11 protein-coding genes and 1 tRNA gene are annotated in these 14,577 nt (G+C 69.7%); 4 read left to right on the top strand and 8 right to left on the bottom strand.

The annotated features are described in order from the left end of the window. Window positions 1–123: 123 nt before the first annotated feature. The 3 genes from BLR95_RS05730 to BLR95_RS05720 all read right to left on the bottom strand — a co-directional run bounded on the left by BLR95_RS05730 (window position 124) and on the right by BLR95_RS05720 (window position 4,680). A complete protein-coding gene (locus BLR95_RS05730; RefSeq protein ID WP_143130942.1) occupies window positions 124–2,211 on the bottom strand; it encodes a sensor domain-containing diguanylate cyclase in 2,088 nt (695 codons plus the stop codon). Window positions 2,212–2,310: 99 nt separating this feature from the next. Continuing rightward, entirely contained in the window at window positions 2,311–4,473 is a 2,163-nt protein-coding gene (uvrB, locus tag BLR95_RS05725) for an excinuclease ABC subunit UvrB (RefSeq protein WP_092616807.1), read from the bottom strand. A gap of 131 nt (window positions 4,474–4,604) precedes the next feature. Further along, a tRNA-Ala gene (locus BLR95_RS05720) sits at window positions 4,605–4,680 on the bottom strand. Window positions 4,681–4,863: 183 nt separating this feature from the next. Between BLR95_RS05720 and BLR95_RS05715 the strand changes: the two genes are divergently transcribed. Genes BLR95_RS05715 through folD form a run of 3 tightly spaced genes read left to right on the top strand, consistent with a single transcriptional unit; the run spans window position 4,864 to window position 6,427 of the window. After that, a complete protein-coding gene (locus BLR95_RS05715) occupies window positions 4,864–5,163 on the top strand; it encodes a YggT family protein (protein WP_092616805.1) in 300 nt (99 codons plus the stop codon). A gap of 11 nt (window positions 5,164–5,174) precedes the next feature. Beyond that, the gene (locus tag BLR95_RS05710; RefSeq protein WP_245689288.1) at window positions 5,175–5,501 is read left to right on the top strand and encodes a DUF167 domain-containing protein; all 327 of its coding nucleotides are present in this window, start codon (window positions 5,175–5,177) and stop codon (window positions 5,499–5,501) included. After that, window positions 5,498–6,427: a bifunctional methylenetetrahydrofolate dehydrogenase/methenyltetrahydrofolate cyclohydrolase FolD gene (gene folD / locus BLR95_RS05705; RefSeq protein WP_092616803.1), complete on the top strand. Its 930-nt coding sequence runs from the start codon at window positions 5,498–5,500 to the stop codon at window positions 6,425–6,427. The genes BLR95_RS05710 and folD overlap by 4 nt, the downstream gene beginning before the upstream one ends. A 98-nt stretch (window positions 6,428–6,525) precedes the next feature. On the opposite strand, the gene htpG is transcribed toward folD, so the two are convergent. Next, window positions 6,526–8,442 (bottom strand): molecular chaperone HtpG, encoded by a 1,917-nt coding sequence (htpG, locus tag BLR95_RS05700; protein ID WP_092616801.1) that lies wholly within the window; start codon window positions 8,440–8,442, stop codon window positions 6,526–6,528. 303 nt (window positions 8,443–8,745) lie between these two features. On the opposite strand from htpG, the gene BLR95_RS05695 reads away from it, so the two are divergent. Beyond that, window positions 8,746–9,111 (top strand): HPF/RaiA family ribosome-associated protein, encoded by a 366-nt coding sequence (locus BLR95_RS05695; protein ID WP_092616799.1) that lies wholly within the window; start codon window positions 8,746–8,748, stop codon window positions 9,109–9,111. Between the two features lie 69 nt (window positions 9,112–9,180). Here BLR95_RS05695 and BLR95_RS05690 read toward each other — a convergent pair whose 3' ends face one another. The 4 genes from BLR95_RS05690 to BLR95_RS05675 all read right to left on the bottom strand — a co-directional run bounded on the left by BLR95_RS05690 (window position 9,181) and on the right by BLR95_RS05675 (window position 14,490). Further along, window positions 9,181–10,125 carry a LysR substrate-binding domain-containing protein gene (locus tag BLR95_RS05690; RefSeq protein WP_092616797.1) on the bottom strand — a complete coding sequence of 315 codons (945 nt, stop codon included), beginning with the start codon at window positions 10,123–10,125 and terminating at the stop codon, window positions 9,181–9,183. A 126-nt stretch (window positions 10,126–10,251) separates the two neighbouring features. Beyond that, complete coding sequence (locus tag BLR95_RS05685) at window positions 10,252–11,151, bottom strand: sarcosine oxidase subunit gamma (protein ID WP_143130941.1); 900 nt, start codon at window positions 11,149–11,151, stop codon at window positions 10,252–10,254. Then, a complete protein-coding gene (locus BLR95_RS05680; RefSeq protein WP_092616791.1) occupies window positions 11,144–14,182 on the bottom strand; it encodes a sarcosine oxidase subunit alpha family protein in 3,039 nt (1,012 codons plus the stop codon). Before BLR95_RS05680 ends, BLR95_RS05685 begins: the two co-directional genes overlap by 8 nt. Beyond that, on the bottom strand, window positions 14,179–14,490 hold the full coding sequence (locus tag BLR95_RS05675; protein ID WP_092616788.1) for a sarcosine oxidase subunit delta: 312 nt from the start codon (window positions 14,488–14,490) through the stop codon (window positions 14,179–14,181). Before BLR95_RS05675 ends, BLR95_RS05680 begins: the two co-directional genes overlap by 4 nt. Window positions 14,491–14,577 lie beyond the last annotated feature (87 nt).

Genomic DNA, 14,577 nt, shown 5'->3' with positions numbered 1-14,577 from the left:
GCGAAATGTGAATCGCGGAGCGCTTCAGATTTCGCACGATCTGCTCTAGATTTTAGGTGTAGAGCCGATCTAAACGAGAAAATCGGGAACCCCCAAGTGGTTCCCGATTTTTCGCTCTCGGTCCTAGCTGGCCAGGGCCCCGACCACCCGGTCGCGGCCGTCCTGCTTGGCCCGATAGAGCGCGCGGTCGGCCTCGGCCAGCAGCGCGTCGAGGTTCGGCTCGGCCGGGTTCAGCGTTGCCTGCCCGATGCTGACGGTCATCGGCACCGGGCGGCGGTCGGCGCCCCTCAAGTCGATCCTCGAAACCGCGGCGCGCAGCCGCTCGCCCAGGACCAGGGCACCGGCGGCATCGGTTTCCGGCAGCAGGGCGGCGAACTCCTCGCCCCCCATGCGGCCCAGCGCATCGCCGCCGCGCAGGGTCTCCTCGCAGGCCGCCACGAAGGCCTTGAGGGCCAGATCGCCGGTGGCGTGGCCATGGGTGTCGTTGATCTGCTTGAAGTGGTCGATGTCCATGGTCAGCACGCTCAAGGGGCGGCCATGGCGCCGCGCCCGTTCGATCTCAAGGCCGGCGATCTCAAGGAAGCGGCGCCGGTTGCAGGCCCCGGTCAGGAAATCGGTGGTGGCCATGCGGCGCAACTCGTTCTCCAGACGCTTCTGCCCGGTGATGTCGGAAATCACCCCGATGATGCCGCAGGGGGTGCCGAAGGCATCGCGGACCAGGGCCTGACGCACCACCACGTGGTGCATCTGGCCGTCGGCGAACAGGGTTTCCCCGCCAAAGCTGACCACCCGGTCGTCACCGGCAGCGATCAGCCGGCAGTCGGTCTTGATGGCCACCGTCTTCAGATCGTCCGACAGGAGATCGACCAGCCGTCGTTCACCCAGCTCACCGGGCTGATTGATGGCGTCGCCGAGGAAAGCCTCCTCGAAGGCCTGGTTGACCAGCTTCAGGCGCCCGTCGGGGTCCTGATAGAAGACGGGACTGGGCAGGGTATCAAGCAGGCGGTGCTGGAACTGGCGCTGGGCCTCGGCCTCCAGGCGGGCCAACTCCAGCGAGTCGGCCAGACCGGCCAGCTCGGTGGCGTGGGCCTCCATGGTGGCGCGGCTCGACTCAAGTTCCTGGTGATGCAACTCCTGGGCGGTGACGTCGATCATCGTCGCCTGCACTGCCCAGGCGCCGTTCCAAGGCACCAGGCGCACGGCGGCATCGATGATGACCAGGTCGCCGCTGCGTTTGCTGGTTTCCAGACGCAGGGAAAGCTCGTCGACCTCCCCGTTCAGCAGGCTTTGGCGCGCCTGTCGTGCCTGATCGCGTTGACCCGGCGCGATCAGGTGTTCAAGCGTTGGTTCGGCCAGCAGTTCGGCGGCCGACTCATAGCCGTACATGCGGGCCAGCGAGCGATTGACGAACAGCGGCCTGAGGTCACCGTCGTGGATCAGCAGCCCCTGGATCGAGCCCTCGATGACCGTCATCAGGCGCTGTTCACTGTCCGCCAACTCAGCGCTTTGGCGTTCAGCCTGACGGACCACCCGGTTGAGGCGAAGCACCAACGCCCCGGTCAACACCACGGCGATCAGGCTCAGGGGGATCAGCCAGGGCAGGCTGCCGAACAGGCGCTGGCCCAGGGTCAGGGTGCGGCCGACCGAGATCCGGGTGGCGGCCATCTCGCCGGCGATCACCCGGGCCAGATCATCGAGCGCCGCCACCGCCGCCGCGTCATCCACCGTGACCAGGGGGTCAAGCAGGGTGCCCAGGGTTCCGGCGCGGGTCTGGTCATAGGCCACGTCGAGCATGCCCCGATAGCGCTCGACGGTGCTTTCCAGGGTGTCCAGCGCGGCCGTCTCGGCCTCGGTCAGCGGCAGCGCGCGGTAAAGGTGGATGTTCTGGTCCAGGCGATGCATGTGGTGCGCCGCCGTGAAGTAGTACATCAGGTCGCCGCGCAGGATCAGGTTCTTGAAGGCATGGATGAACCCGCCGTAGCCGAAGGCGGCCCGGATGTCGGCGTAAAGGATCAGCTTGCGGTCGGTGTGCTCGGCAACCGTCGACCAGGCCTGCTCGGCCTGCCCGATCACCCGCCCCCCGCGCAGGGCGATCAACGAACCGGCGGCGGTGACCGTCACCATCAGCAGCACGACCAGGGCGCTGAACCAGATCAGGCGCCGATCCTGGCGGGGTTGCCGAGGAGTCGGCGAAGGGGCGGACGGCGGCAAGGCGGAAAACCTGACGGCAGGAGAGGTGCACGAACCCTTCAAACGGTGCGGGCATTATTATACCAGGACAAAAGCAACCCACCAGCCCCAGCCGCCGCCTCAGCGCCGCTTCCGCGCCCCCTTGTCGTGCTTGCCGCGCCGCCCCTTGCCGGCCGCCACCGACCCGGCGGTGGCCCCCCAGGCGCGCCCGGCCTCGCCGGCCGGCAGTTCCAGTTCGCGCGATTCCAGGCGTCGGATCTCGTCGCGCAGGCGGGCCGCCTCCTCGAACTCCAGGTCGGCGGCGGCCGCCTTCATGCGCTTTTCCAGCTCGGCCACGTGGGCCCGCAGGTTGTGCCCGACCAGATGGGCCGGGTCGTCCGCGCCGCCACCGATGGAAACGGTGACGTAGTCGTGCTCGGCCACCTCGCCCAGGATGTCGGCGATGCGGCCCTTGATGCTTTGCGGGGTGATGCCGTTGGCGGCGTTGTAGGCCTGCTGTTTCTCGCGCCGGCGGTTGGTCTCGTCGATGGCGTAGGTCAGGCTTTCGGTCATCCGGTCGGCGTAGAGCAGGACCCGGCCATCGATGTTGCGGGCGGCGCGGCCGATGGTCTGGACCAGCGAGGTCTTGGAGCGCAGGAAGCCCTCCTTGTCGGCATCGAGGATGGCGACCAGGGCGCATTCGGGAATATCCAGCCCCTCGCGCAACAGGTTGATGCCGACCAGCACGTCGAACACCCCGGTCCTCAGGTCGCGGATGATCTCGATGCGCTCCAGGGTGTCGATGTCCGAATGCATGTAGCGCACCTTCAGGCCGTGCTCGCCCAGGTACTCGGTCAAATCCTCGGCCATCCGCTTGGTGAGCACGGTGACCAGCACCCGCTGCCCCTTGGCGGCGCAGTCGCGGGCCTCGGCCAGCAGGTCGTCGACCTGATGCTCGACCGGGCGCACGATGCATACCGGGTCGATCAGACCGGTGGGGCGGATCACCTGCTCGGCGAACACGCCCTGGGTGCGCTCCATCTCCCAGTCGCCGGGGGTGGCCGAGACGAAGACGCTCAAGGGGCGCATGGCCTCCCATTCCTCGAACCGCAAGGGGCGGTTGTCGACGCACGAGGGCAGGCGGAAGCCGAACTCGGCCAGGGTGCTCTTGCGGTTGTAGTCGCCCTTGAACATGCCGCCGATCTGCGGCACCGCGACGTGGCTCTCGTCGACGATCAAAAGGGCGTCCTCGGGCAGGTACTCGAACAGGGTGGGCGGCGCCTCGCCGGGGCGACGGCCGGTCAGGTAGCGCGAGTAGTTCTCGATGCCCTTGCAGAAGCCGGTGGTCTCCAGCATCTCCAGATCGAAGCGGGTGCGCTCCTCCAGGCGCTGTGCCTCGAGCAGGCGGCCGTTGGCCTGAAGATCTTCAAGCCTTGCCTTAAGTTCGACCTTGATGTCCTTGATGGCCTGGGACAGGGCGGGCTTGGGGGTGACGTAGTGGCTGTTCGGGTAAAGGGTGATCTGGCGGTAGGACAGGGTGCGCTCGCCGGTCAGCGGGTCGAACTCGTCGATGCGCTCGATCTCGTCGCCGAACAGGCTGACCCGCCAGGCGCGGTCCTCCAGGTGGGCCGGGAAGATTTCCACCACGTCGCCGCGCACCCGGAAGGCGCCGCGCACGAAATTGTTGTCGTTGCGGGCGTATTGCAGTTCCACCAGCCCCTTCAACAGGACCTTGCGGTCGATCTCCTGGCCGACCTCCAAGGCGATGGTCATGCGGGCGTAGCTCTCCACGGCGCCGATGCCGTAGATGCAGCTGACCGAGGCGACGATGATGGTGTCGCGGCGCTCCAGCAGCGAGCGCGTGGCGGCGTGGCGCATGCGGTCGATCTGCTCGTTGATCGCCGAGTCCTTCTCGATGTAGGTGTCCGAGCGCGGGATGTAGGCCTCGGGCTGGTAGTAGTCGTAGAAGGAAACGAAGTACTCCACCGCGTTGTCGGGGAAGAAGGACTTCATCTCGCCGTAAAGCTGGGCCGCCAGCGTCTTGTTGGGGGCCATGATCAGGGTCGGCCGGCCGCTGTTGGCGATGACGTGCGCCATGGTGAAGGTCTTGCCCGAGCCGGTGACGCCGAGCAGCACCTGATCGCGCGTGTTCTCGGCCACCCCGGCGGTCAGCTCGGCGATGGCGGCGGGCTGGTCGCCGGCCGGCTGGTAGTCGCTGGCCAGCCGAAACGGCGCCGGCGGCCCGGCGGGGGGCCGGGCCACATCGGGCAGCAACAACGGGGCGGTGGTCGGGGCGGCGCTCATGGGGCCAAGGATAGGGCGCTGGGGGCGTCGGCGCCAGGGGGGCGCCAGGGGGGCGCCAGGGGGGCGCCAGGGGGGTGGCCCTCAAAGCAAAACCCCTCGCCGGGTCGCGGCGAGGGGTTTTCCCGGAAATCTGGTGGAGCTGAGGGGAATCGAACCCCTGACCTCATCATTGCGAACGATGCGCTCTCCCAACTGAGCTACAGCCCCATGGCAACGCCGCCCCTTCCCCGGGGCGGCGCGGGAGGGGGATATTGCTCACCGGCCGTGCCCCTGTCAAGGCCGGCGGCACCCCCCTTCTGCCCCCCGGCCGGCTCTTGCCAGCCCGGGCACCGCGCCGTAAGTTGCGGGGCTTCTCGCCTGACCCGGTTTTCCCTTCGCGGAGGCTTCCCCATGGACATCGTCGTCGGCCCGCTTTTCATGGTGCTCGACATCGCCCTGAACCTTCTGATGTGGGCGGTGATCATCTCGGCCATCCTGAGCTGGCTGGTCGCCTTCAACGTGATCAACCCGCGCAACCAGTTCGTGGCCAGCGTGGGCAACGTGCTGTGGCGCATCACCGAGCCGCTGCTCCGGCCGATCCGCCGGGTGGTGCCGGTCATGGGCGGGGTGGACCTGTCGCCCATCGTGCTGCTGCTGGCCATCGTCTTCGTGCGCGGCATCCTGGCCAACATCCACTACGCGATGATGTAAGACGACCTCTGGTGGACGATCTGCCGATCAGCCCGGCCGGGGACGGCGTCCGGCTGCGCGTCAAGCTGGCCCCGCGGGCCTCGCGCAACGCCCTGGGCGCCATCGCCGCCGACGCCGACGGCCGGGCCCTGCTGAAATGCAGCGTCACCGCGCCGCCGGCCGATGGCGCCGCCAACGCCGCCCTGGTCCGCCTGCTGGCCAAGAGCCTTGATCTGCCCAAGTCGGCGATCACCATCACCGCCGGGCAGAGCGACCGCCTGAAGACCCTGCATCTGGCCGGCGCGCCAGAGGAGTTGATGCGCCGCCTGCCCCCCCTGCTTGGAAAGGACCGCCGATGAGCCAGGCCGACACCCCGGACGACACCGGCAAGCGCATCGATGGCAAGGCCTTCGCCGCCGCCTTGCGAACCCGGGTCGGCGCCGCCACGGCCGACCTGGAACGCCGGCACGGCGTGCGCCCCGGCCTTGCCGTGGTGCTGGTCGGCGAGGACCCGGCGAGCCAGGTCTATGTACGCAACAAGCGCAAGCAGGCCGAGGAAGCGGGCATGGCCTCGTTCCACCACACCCTGCCCGAGGCGACCACCGAGGCCGACCTGCTGGCCCTGGTCGAGCGTCTGAACCAGGACCCGGCGGTGCATGGCATCCTGGTCCAGCTTCCCCTGCCCGGCCACATCCGGGCCGAGCGCATCCTGCTGGCCATCGACCCGGCCAAGGACGTGGACGGCTTCCACCCGGTCAACGCCGGCCGGCTGGCCAGTGGCATGGAGGCCCTGGTGCCGTGCACGCCGCTCGGCTGCCTGATGCTGCTGAAGGACCGCCTGGGCAAGCTGGACGGCCTGGAGGCCGTGGTCCTGGGACGTTCCAACATCGTCGGCAAACCGATGGCCCAGTTGCTGCTGGGGGCCAACGCCACCGTCACCGTGGCCCATTCGCGGACCCGCGACCTGCCGGCGGTGGCCCGCCGCGCCGACATCCTGGTCGCCGCCGTGGGCCGTCCGCGCATGGTCGGCGCCGAGTGGCTCAAGCCCGGGGCGACGGTGATCGATGTCGGCATCAACCGCATCCCCGACGACCGCCCGGACGCCGAGCCGGGCAAGACCCGGCTGGTCGGCGACGTGGACTACGAGAGCGCCCTGCCGGTGGTCGGCGCCATCACCCCGGTGCCCGGCGGCGTCGGCCCGATGACCATCGCCGTGCTGTTGCGCAACACCCTGATCGCCTGCGCCCGCCAGCGCGGCCTGACGCTGGACCTCGACGACGTTTAGGGCATCCCCCCTGACGGCTTGCGCAAAAAAGGCCCGGTCGGCGCGACCGGGCCTTTTCCTTGTTTTCCGCCGCCCGGCGCCGGCGCGCGGTGGGGCGATCAGCCCAGCAGGCCCTGCTCCAGGGCCTTGGACAGGCGCCGAGCGAAGGCCGCCGGGTCGGGCACCGCCTCCCCCTCGACGATGCGCGCCTGATCGAGCAGCAGGTGGGCCACCTCGCCCACCTCGGCGTCGTTGGCGGTGGCCTCGGCGCGCTCGGCCAGGGCCTTGATGATCGGGTGGCGGGGGTTGATCTCGAGCACCCGCGGGGTCTCCGGGGCGTCGGCATTGTGGGCCTTGAGCAGGCGTTGCAGGTGCAGGCTCATGCCGTCCATGTCGCTGCTCAGGCAGACCGGGCTTTCGCGCAGCCGCTCGGAGGCGCGGACCTCCTTCACCGCCTCGCCGAGGGCCGTCTTCATCACCCCGATGAGACCGGCGATCTTGTCCTCGGGCGCTTCCTCGGCCTTCTCCTCGGCCTCGTCGGCCGCCTCGCCCTTGATCTCCGAGAGGTCCTTGCCGGCCTGGGCGACCGACTTGATGGGATGCTCCTTATAGGTCCCGACCGAGCTGACCCAGAACTCGTCGATCGGGTCGGTGAGCAGCAGCACCTCGATGCCCTTGGCCTTGAAGCCCTCGATCTGCGGGCTCTGCATCAGCGCCTCGGGGTCGTCGCCGGTCAGGTAGTAGATGGCCTTCTGGCCTTCCTTCAGGCGCCCGGCCACCTCGGCCAGACTGGCCAGCCCGGACCCGTTGGTGGTGCGGAAACGGCACAGGTCGAGAATCTCGTCGCGCTTGGCGAAGTCCTCGTAGAGGCCCTCCTTGAGCACCGCGCCGAAGGCGGCCCAGAAGGTGGCGTAGGCCTCCTTGTCCTCGGCCCGCTTCTTGAGGTCGGAGAGGATGCGCCCGACCAACCCGGTGCGGATCTTGGCCAGCACCGGATTGTTCTGCAGCATCTCGCGGCTGATGTTCAGCGGCAGGTCGGGGCTGTCGACCACGCCGCGCATGAAGCGCAGGTAGGGCGGCAGCAGGCCTTCGCAGTCGTCGGTGATGAACACCCGGTTGACGTACAGCTTGACGTGCGGCTTGCGCTCCGGCTGGAACAGATCGAACGGCTTGGTGCCCGGCACGAAGAGCAGCGCCGTGTACTCGATCGCCCCTTCCGCCTTCAGGTGCAGGGTGTGCCAGGGGTCGTCGAAGCCGTGGGCGACGTGGTGATAGAACTCCTTGTACTGCTCCTCGGTGATCTCGCTCTTGGGCCGGGTCCACAGGGCCGAGGCGGTGTTGAGGGTCTCGTCGGTGGGCGCGTCCTCGCCCTCCCTGGGCGGTTCGGCGGCGGCTTTCAGGACCACCGGAATGGCGATATGGTCGCTGTAGGTCTTGACGATGTGGCGCAGGCGCTGGGCTTCCAGGAACTCGTCCTCGCCCTCTTTCAGGTGCAGCGTGATCTCGGTGCCGCGCGCCGGCTTGCCGGCCGGGCCGACGGTGAAGCGCCCGTCGCCCTGGCTGGCCCACTGCCAGGCCTGATCCTCGCCGGCCTTCCTGGTCAGCACCTCGATCCGGCCGGCGACCATGAAGGCCGAGTAGAAGCCCACGCCGAACTGGCCGATCAGGCTGATGTCGGCCTTGGAATCGCCGCTCAGCCGCTTCAGGAACTCGCCGGTGCCGGAGCGCGCGATGGTGCCCAGGTTGGCGATCAAATCATCGCGGTTCATGCCAATGCCGTTGTCGCGCACGGTCAGGGTGCGGGCCGCCTTGTCGATTTCAAGCTCGACCCGAAAGTCGGCGTCGCCCTCGGTCAGGTGGGGCTCGGTCAGGGCCTGGTAGCGCAGCCGGTCGCAGGCGTCGGAGGCGTTGGAGATCAGCTCGCGCAGGAAGATCTCCTTCTCCGAATAAAGGGCGTTGACCACGATATCCAGGATGCGGGTCACTTCGGCTTCGAAGCGCAGATCCTCGGGGGCCTCCGGGGTGGTGCTGCTCATGGCCGGGCTGGGTCCTTTCGTCTCGACGTGGGTCGGGGGGTGGCGAAAAACGGCGGCACATATGGCCCCTGAACGGCCCGATGACAAGCCCCCGCCGGCCCACCAAGTTCCTTTGCATCACCCGGAATCGAGGGTTACACTGATATTTCGCGTCCCAAGGATCGGGCCACCGGGGCGCGGCAGCACCGGCCCGATGATGTTTTTGACCGAGGACCGGCGGGTTGTCCGTTCGGATCGCGACACGGCAAACGGCCGCTCCCGGCCACGCCGCATCGACCCGCCCCCCGCACGATGGAGAGACTTATGCAGATCCCCTTGCAGATCGCCTTTCATGGCCTCGACAAGTCGGACGCCATCGAAGAGCGCGTGCGCGAGAAGGTGGCCAAGCTGGAGCAGTTCAGTGACCGCATCACTGGCTGCCGGGTGGTCATCGAGGTGCACCACAAGAATACCTCGCACCTGCACAAGAAGGGGGAGCCCTACCACATCAGCATTTTCATCTCGGTGCCCGGCGACGAGCTGGTGGTCAAGCGCGACCCCAAGGACGTGAACGTCAACGAGGACATCCTGATCGCCCTGCGCGACGCCTTCCAGACCATGGAACGCCAGGTCCGCGACTGGACCACCCGCCAGCGCGACCGCCAGCAGAAGCAGGCCGCGGTGTCGTAAGACAGAGGATGCGGTGTCGTAAGACCGGCCGCGACGTTGTGGTGACAGCCGGGGCGAGAGACCTCCGCCTCAGCCGGTCCGGCTGACCAGGGAGGGAGGGTCCGCCCTGGTCGGATCGGCGGCCGGCGACAGGCCGCCGGCCAGCGCGGTTTCTTCCTCGGCCAGACGGATGAAGGCCCGCACGCCGGGCAGCCGGGCGCGCCGCGTCACCCAGACCAGACGCTCGGTGACCGTTTCCTCCACATCAGCCAGCCGCCTGAGGTACAGGCGGCTGTCCGGCGGGCAGTCGCGGTGCAGCACCAGGGCCAGCCCCAGGCCGGCGGCAACCGCCTCGTAGACCGCCTCCCGGGTGCTCAGCCACAGCGAGGTGCGGGTTCGTAAGCCCCGCCCCTTCAGCACCTTGTCGACCAGCCGCTGGGTCGCCGAGGGCCCCAGGCGCTGGATCAGCGGGTGGGCGGTGACCATCTCCAGGGTCACCCGCGAGGCCAGGGCCAGCCTGTGCTCGATCGGCATGACCACGCACAGGTGCTGATGGTCGAGGATGAGACTGGACAGCCGCTCATCCTGATGCAGCACCGGGGCGATGGCCACATCGGCGGCACTGTCCAGCAGACGGGCCACCGCCTCGCCACTGTTGCCCAGGGTCACTTCCATCTTGGTGCGGGGATGGCGCGCCGCGAAGGCGGCGACCAGGGGCATGCAGAGCTGGGGGGTGGCGGTGGAAATCTTCACAACCTGCCCGGCCAGCACCTCCTGGCCTTTCAGCAGGCTGTCGGCGGCCTCCTCCAGGTCGGCCACCTGGCCGGTCAGACGGTAGAGCTGTTCGCCGACGGCGGTCAGGCGCACCTCGCGCCCCAGGCGCTCAAACAGGCTGACCCCATAGGCCTCTTCCAACTGACGCACCTGCGCCGTCACCGCCGGCTGGCTGATTTCCAGGGCGGTGGCGGCGGCGGTGAAGCCGCCGTGGTGAACCACCGCGTTGAAGGCGCGTATCTGGGCCTGGCTCAAGGTCATGCCGGTCTCCGTCGACAGGGCGGAGAGTCAACCTATAACCTGAAGTTATGCCCCACGATAGCCCCGGCAACGCATTGTAAAATAAGCTTCATTGCGCAGCCGAACAGGACCTTGGAGAGCCGCCGCTCAGGCTGCCTCGGGCAGGTGTTGCATGGCATCGAGCAGCCAGTGGGCCAGATAGCGCCCCAGGCTGGCCCGGGTCAGCAGGCGGAAGCCGCCGGGCGCACCGTCAAGCGCGATCAGCAGCACCGGGGCCTGGGCGAGCAGGGTCCGGGCGGCGGCGCCCGGGGCGAAGACCCGGGGATGCAGGTCCAGGCCACAGCCCTTGGCCAGCACGTCGGCCGCCTGCGGCCCGGTGAGGTCCAGGCAGACCTGGGCGTCGGTCAGGTCGAGCACCTGGGTCGCCGCCTTGACCCCGGCCAGGGCCGGCCCGAGGGCTTCGAGCAACGCCGCCTGGGCGCCGTCGGGGCCGATCAGCAGCCACTCGTCGGGCGCCAGCCAGACCGCCGTCACCCCGTCCTTGAAGGCGGCGGTGGTGTTGGGGGTGGTCGGCAGATCAGCGCCCAGGGCTTTCCTCACCGCCGACAGGAAGGCCGTGTCGGTGGGCTTGCCGCGCACCCCGACCAGGGCCGGAAACGGGACCTCGGCCAGCTTGACCGTCGGACCGCCGGCGGCGGCGATGTCGCCGGCCAGGGCCGACAGCGGGCTTTCCCGAAGCGCCGCCGGCAGGGTCGGGACCGGCGTGGCGGCGACCTTGGGAGACTCCGCCGGGCTTGACTTGGCCGGGGCCGCCTTGGCCGGACCGGCTTGGGCAGGCGCCGGTTTGCTTGCGGCCGGTTTACTCGCGGCCGGCTTGGCGCCCCCCGCCTTGGCCGTTGGGCTGTCGGCGGCGGCCCGCTTGGCCGGAGCCTTGGCGGCCGGCTTGCTGGCGGTGCCGGTCTTGCGGCTGCCCGTGCCCTTGGCGCCGCCCCCGGCCTGCGATTTACCGGCTTGGCGTTTGCTGGCCGGCTTCTTCTGGTCAGCCATCGCGGCGCTTCCCTTCCTTGTCGTAGAACACCGGGTCGACGATGGTCGCCTTGACCACCCGCCCATCGGCCAGCGGCGCATGCACCGTCTGGCCCATCCGCTGGCGGCCGCGCGCCACCAGGGCCAGGGCGATGGAGCGCTCCAGGGTGGGGCTCATGTAGCTCGAGGTGACGTGGCCGACCATGGTCATGGGCGGCGCCTGATCGGGGTCATCGACCAGTTGCGCCCCCTCCTCCAGCACCTCGCCCGGGTCCTCGGTGAGCAGGCCGACCAGGTGCTTGCGGTCGTCGCGGGCCAGATCGGCCCGGGCCAGCGAGCGGCGCCCGATGTAATCACCCTTCTTTTTGCCCAGGGCCCAGTCCAGCCCCAGGTCGAGCGGCGTCACCGAGCCGTCGGTTTCCTGGCCGACGATGATGAAGCCCTTCTCGGCCCTCAAGACATGCATCGCCTCGGTGCCGAAGGGGGTCAGGCCGTGTTTCCCGCCGGCCTTGAACAGGGCGTCCCACAGCGCCCCACCGACCGACCACGGCACCGCCACCTCGAAGCTCAGCTCGCCGGTGAAGCTGATCCGGAAGACCCGGGCCGGCAGCCCGGCCACCGTGCCCTCGACGAAGCGCATGAAGGGCAGCGCCTGGGCCGACAGGTCCATGTCGGGGGCCAGCTCGGCCAGCAGATCGCGCGCCTTGGGGCCGGCCACCTGGGCCACCGCCCAGCGGTCGGTGACCGAGGTCAGGTGCAGGTCAAGCTCCGGCCATTCGGTCTGGTGCAGCTCCTCCAGCCAGTCCATCACGGTGGCCGCGCCGCCGGTGGTGGTGGTCAGAAGGTAGCGATCCTCGCCCAGACGGGTCACCGTGCCGTCGTCCATCAGCCGCCCGTCGTCGTTCAGCATCAGGCCATAGCGGATGCGTCCCACGCCCAGGGTGGACAGGGTGTTGGTGTAGACCCGGTCGAGGAAGGCGGCGGCATCCGGCCCTTCCACCTCGATCTTGCCCAGGGTCGAGGCATCGAGCACCGCCACCGCCTGTCGCGCCGCCCGGCATTCGCGGGCCACGGCGGCGTCCATGTCCTCGCCGCCTTCGGGATAGTAGCGGGCCCGCTTCCACGGGCCGACGTCCTCGAACACCGCGCCCCGGGCCCGGTGGCGGTCGTGCATCGGGGTGACGCGCTCCGGCGCGAACAGCGCCCCCACCTGACGCCCGGCCATGGCGCCGAAGGTGAGCGGCGTGTAGGGCGGCCGGAAGGTGGTCGTGCCGACCTCGGGAATGGGCTTGCCCAGTTCGTGAGCCAGAATCGCCAAGGCATTGATGTTGCCGGTCTTGCCCTGGTCGGTGCCGAAGCCGGCCAGGGTGTAGCGCTTCATCAGCTCGACCGAGGTCATGCCCTCGCGCGCCGCCAGGGCGATGTCGGCCGCCGTGGTGTCGTTCTGGAGATCGACGAAGTGCTTGCCCACCCCCTCGCCGGGCGGCTTGTCGGAGGGCACCAGCCAGATCGGGGCCGGCGGGGTGGCCGGCGGCGCCTCGACCCCCGGGGGGGTGGTCGCCTTGGCGGTGAACCCGGCGGCGCGCGCCGCCTCGGCCCCGGCGTTGGCGCCCTGGGCCAGGATCTCGGCCAGCTCGAAACAGCCGTTGGCGGCGCCGGCGACGCTGATCGGCTCCACCGCCGGGCGGGCCGGGTCGGGCACGAAGCAGGCCTGACGGTCGTCCCAGGCCAACTTGCCCTGGCCCTGGCTCCACAGATGAACCACCGGCGAGAAGCCGCCGGAGACCGCCACCAGATCGCAGTCCAGGGTAGTTTCGGCGATGCGCGGCGAGAGGTCCTCGGCGAGCGGGGAAATCCACACCCGCTTCACCCGGCCGCGTCCGGTGGTGCCGGTGATGCCGTAGCCGGCGCGGATCGGCACGCCGCGCGCCCGCACCGCCTCGACCAGGGGCCCCGAGGGCTCGCGCCGGGTGTCGAGCACCGCCACCACCGAGCCGCCACCATCGAGCAGGGCCAGCGCCGTCTCGTAGGCGCTGTCGTTGTTGGTCAGGATCACCGCCCGGCGCCCGGGGAGCACCCCGTAACGGTGGACATAGGTGCCGACCGCGCCGGCCAGCATGATCCCGGGGCGGTCGTTGTCGGCGAAGACCAGGGGCCGCTCGTGGGCCCCGCTGGCCAGCACGATGCGCCCGGCCCGGATGTGCCACAGCCGCTGGCGCGGCCCCGGGGCGCCCGGGCCCAGGTGGTCGGTCAGCCGCTCCACGGCGGTGACATGGGCGGTGGCGTAGACTCCCAACGCGGTGGTCCGGGTGAGCAGCCGCACCTCGGGATGGGCGGCCAGGGCGGCCGCCGTCTCGGCGGCCCACTGGTGGCCGGGCCTGCCGTCGACGCGGCGCGGCCGGGCCAGCAGATGGCCACCCGGGCGGGCGTCATCCTCCAGCACCATCACCCGCGCCCCGCTCTCGGCGGCGGCCTTGGCGGCGCTGAGCCCGGCCGGGCCGGCGCCGATGACGAGCACGTCGCAATGGGCATGGGTGTGCTCGTAGGTGTCCGGGTCGGGCCCCGGCGGCGCCTTGCCCCAGCCGGCGGCGCGGCGGATCAGCGGTTCATAGACGCGGTCCCACCAGCTTGCCGGGCCTTCCTTGAAGGTCTTGTAGTAGAAGCCGGCGACCATCAGCGGCGACAGCAGCTCGTTGGCGGCCAGGGCGTCGAACTTCAGCGACGGCCAGACGTTCACCGGCGCGGCGCTCAGGTTGTCGAAGAGCGCCACCTGGGTGGCCTTCAGGTTGGGCTCGCCGCGCGTTCCCTGGCCCACCTGGACCAGGGCGTTGGGCTCCTCGGCCCCGGCCGCCACGATGCCCCGGGGACGGTGGTACTTGATGCCCCGGCCGACCAGATGCACCCCGTTGGCGAGCAGCGCCGAGGCCAGGGTGTCGCCGGCCCGCCCGCGAAGGCGCTTGCCGTCGAAGCGGAAGGCCACCGGATGGGCGCGGTCGATGTCCTCCAGCGGGCTGGCCAACTCGGGGGGGATGCGGAACAGATCGGTGCTCATCGGCCGCCCTCCTGGCCCTTGAGGACCATTTTGGCCGCCTCGGGCGGCGTCTCGTCGGGGCGGTAGGTGGCGATGACGCGGTCGGTCTTGGTGTCGCGCACGGCGTTGAACCAGCGCCGGCAGCCGTGGCTGTGCACCCAGCGCTCAACGAACGGGCCTTCCGGGTTGTCGCGCAGGAACAGGAACTCGGCCCAGGCGGCATCATCCAGCGCCTCGGGATTGTCGGGCCGCTTCAGGTGGGCCTGTCCGCCGTAGCCGAACTCGGTCTCATCGCGCGGGCCGCACCAGGGGCAGGAAATACGCAGCATGGGAGGGGTTCCTGGGTCAGTGGACGAGACGCCGGCGGCGTCAGTGGGCAAGACGCCGGCGGCGTCAGTGGGCGAGACGCCGGCGGC

The sequence above is a fragment of the Roseospirillum parvum genome (genome assembly GCF_900100455.1).
Taxonomy (GTDB): Bacteria; Pseudomonadota; Alphaproteobacteria; order Rhodospirillales; family Rhodospirillaceae; genus Roseospirillum; species Roseospirillum parvum.
The sequence above is the reverse complement of the archived record's forward strand: the minus strand, read 5'-3'. Positions and strand labels throughout refer to the sequence as shown.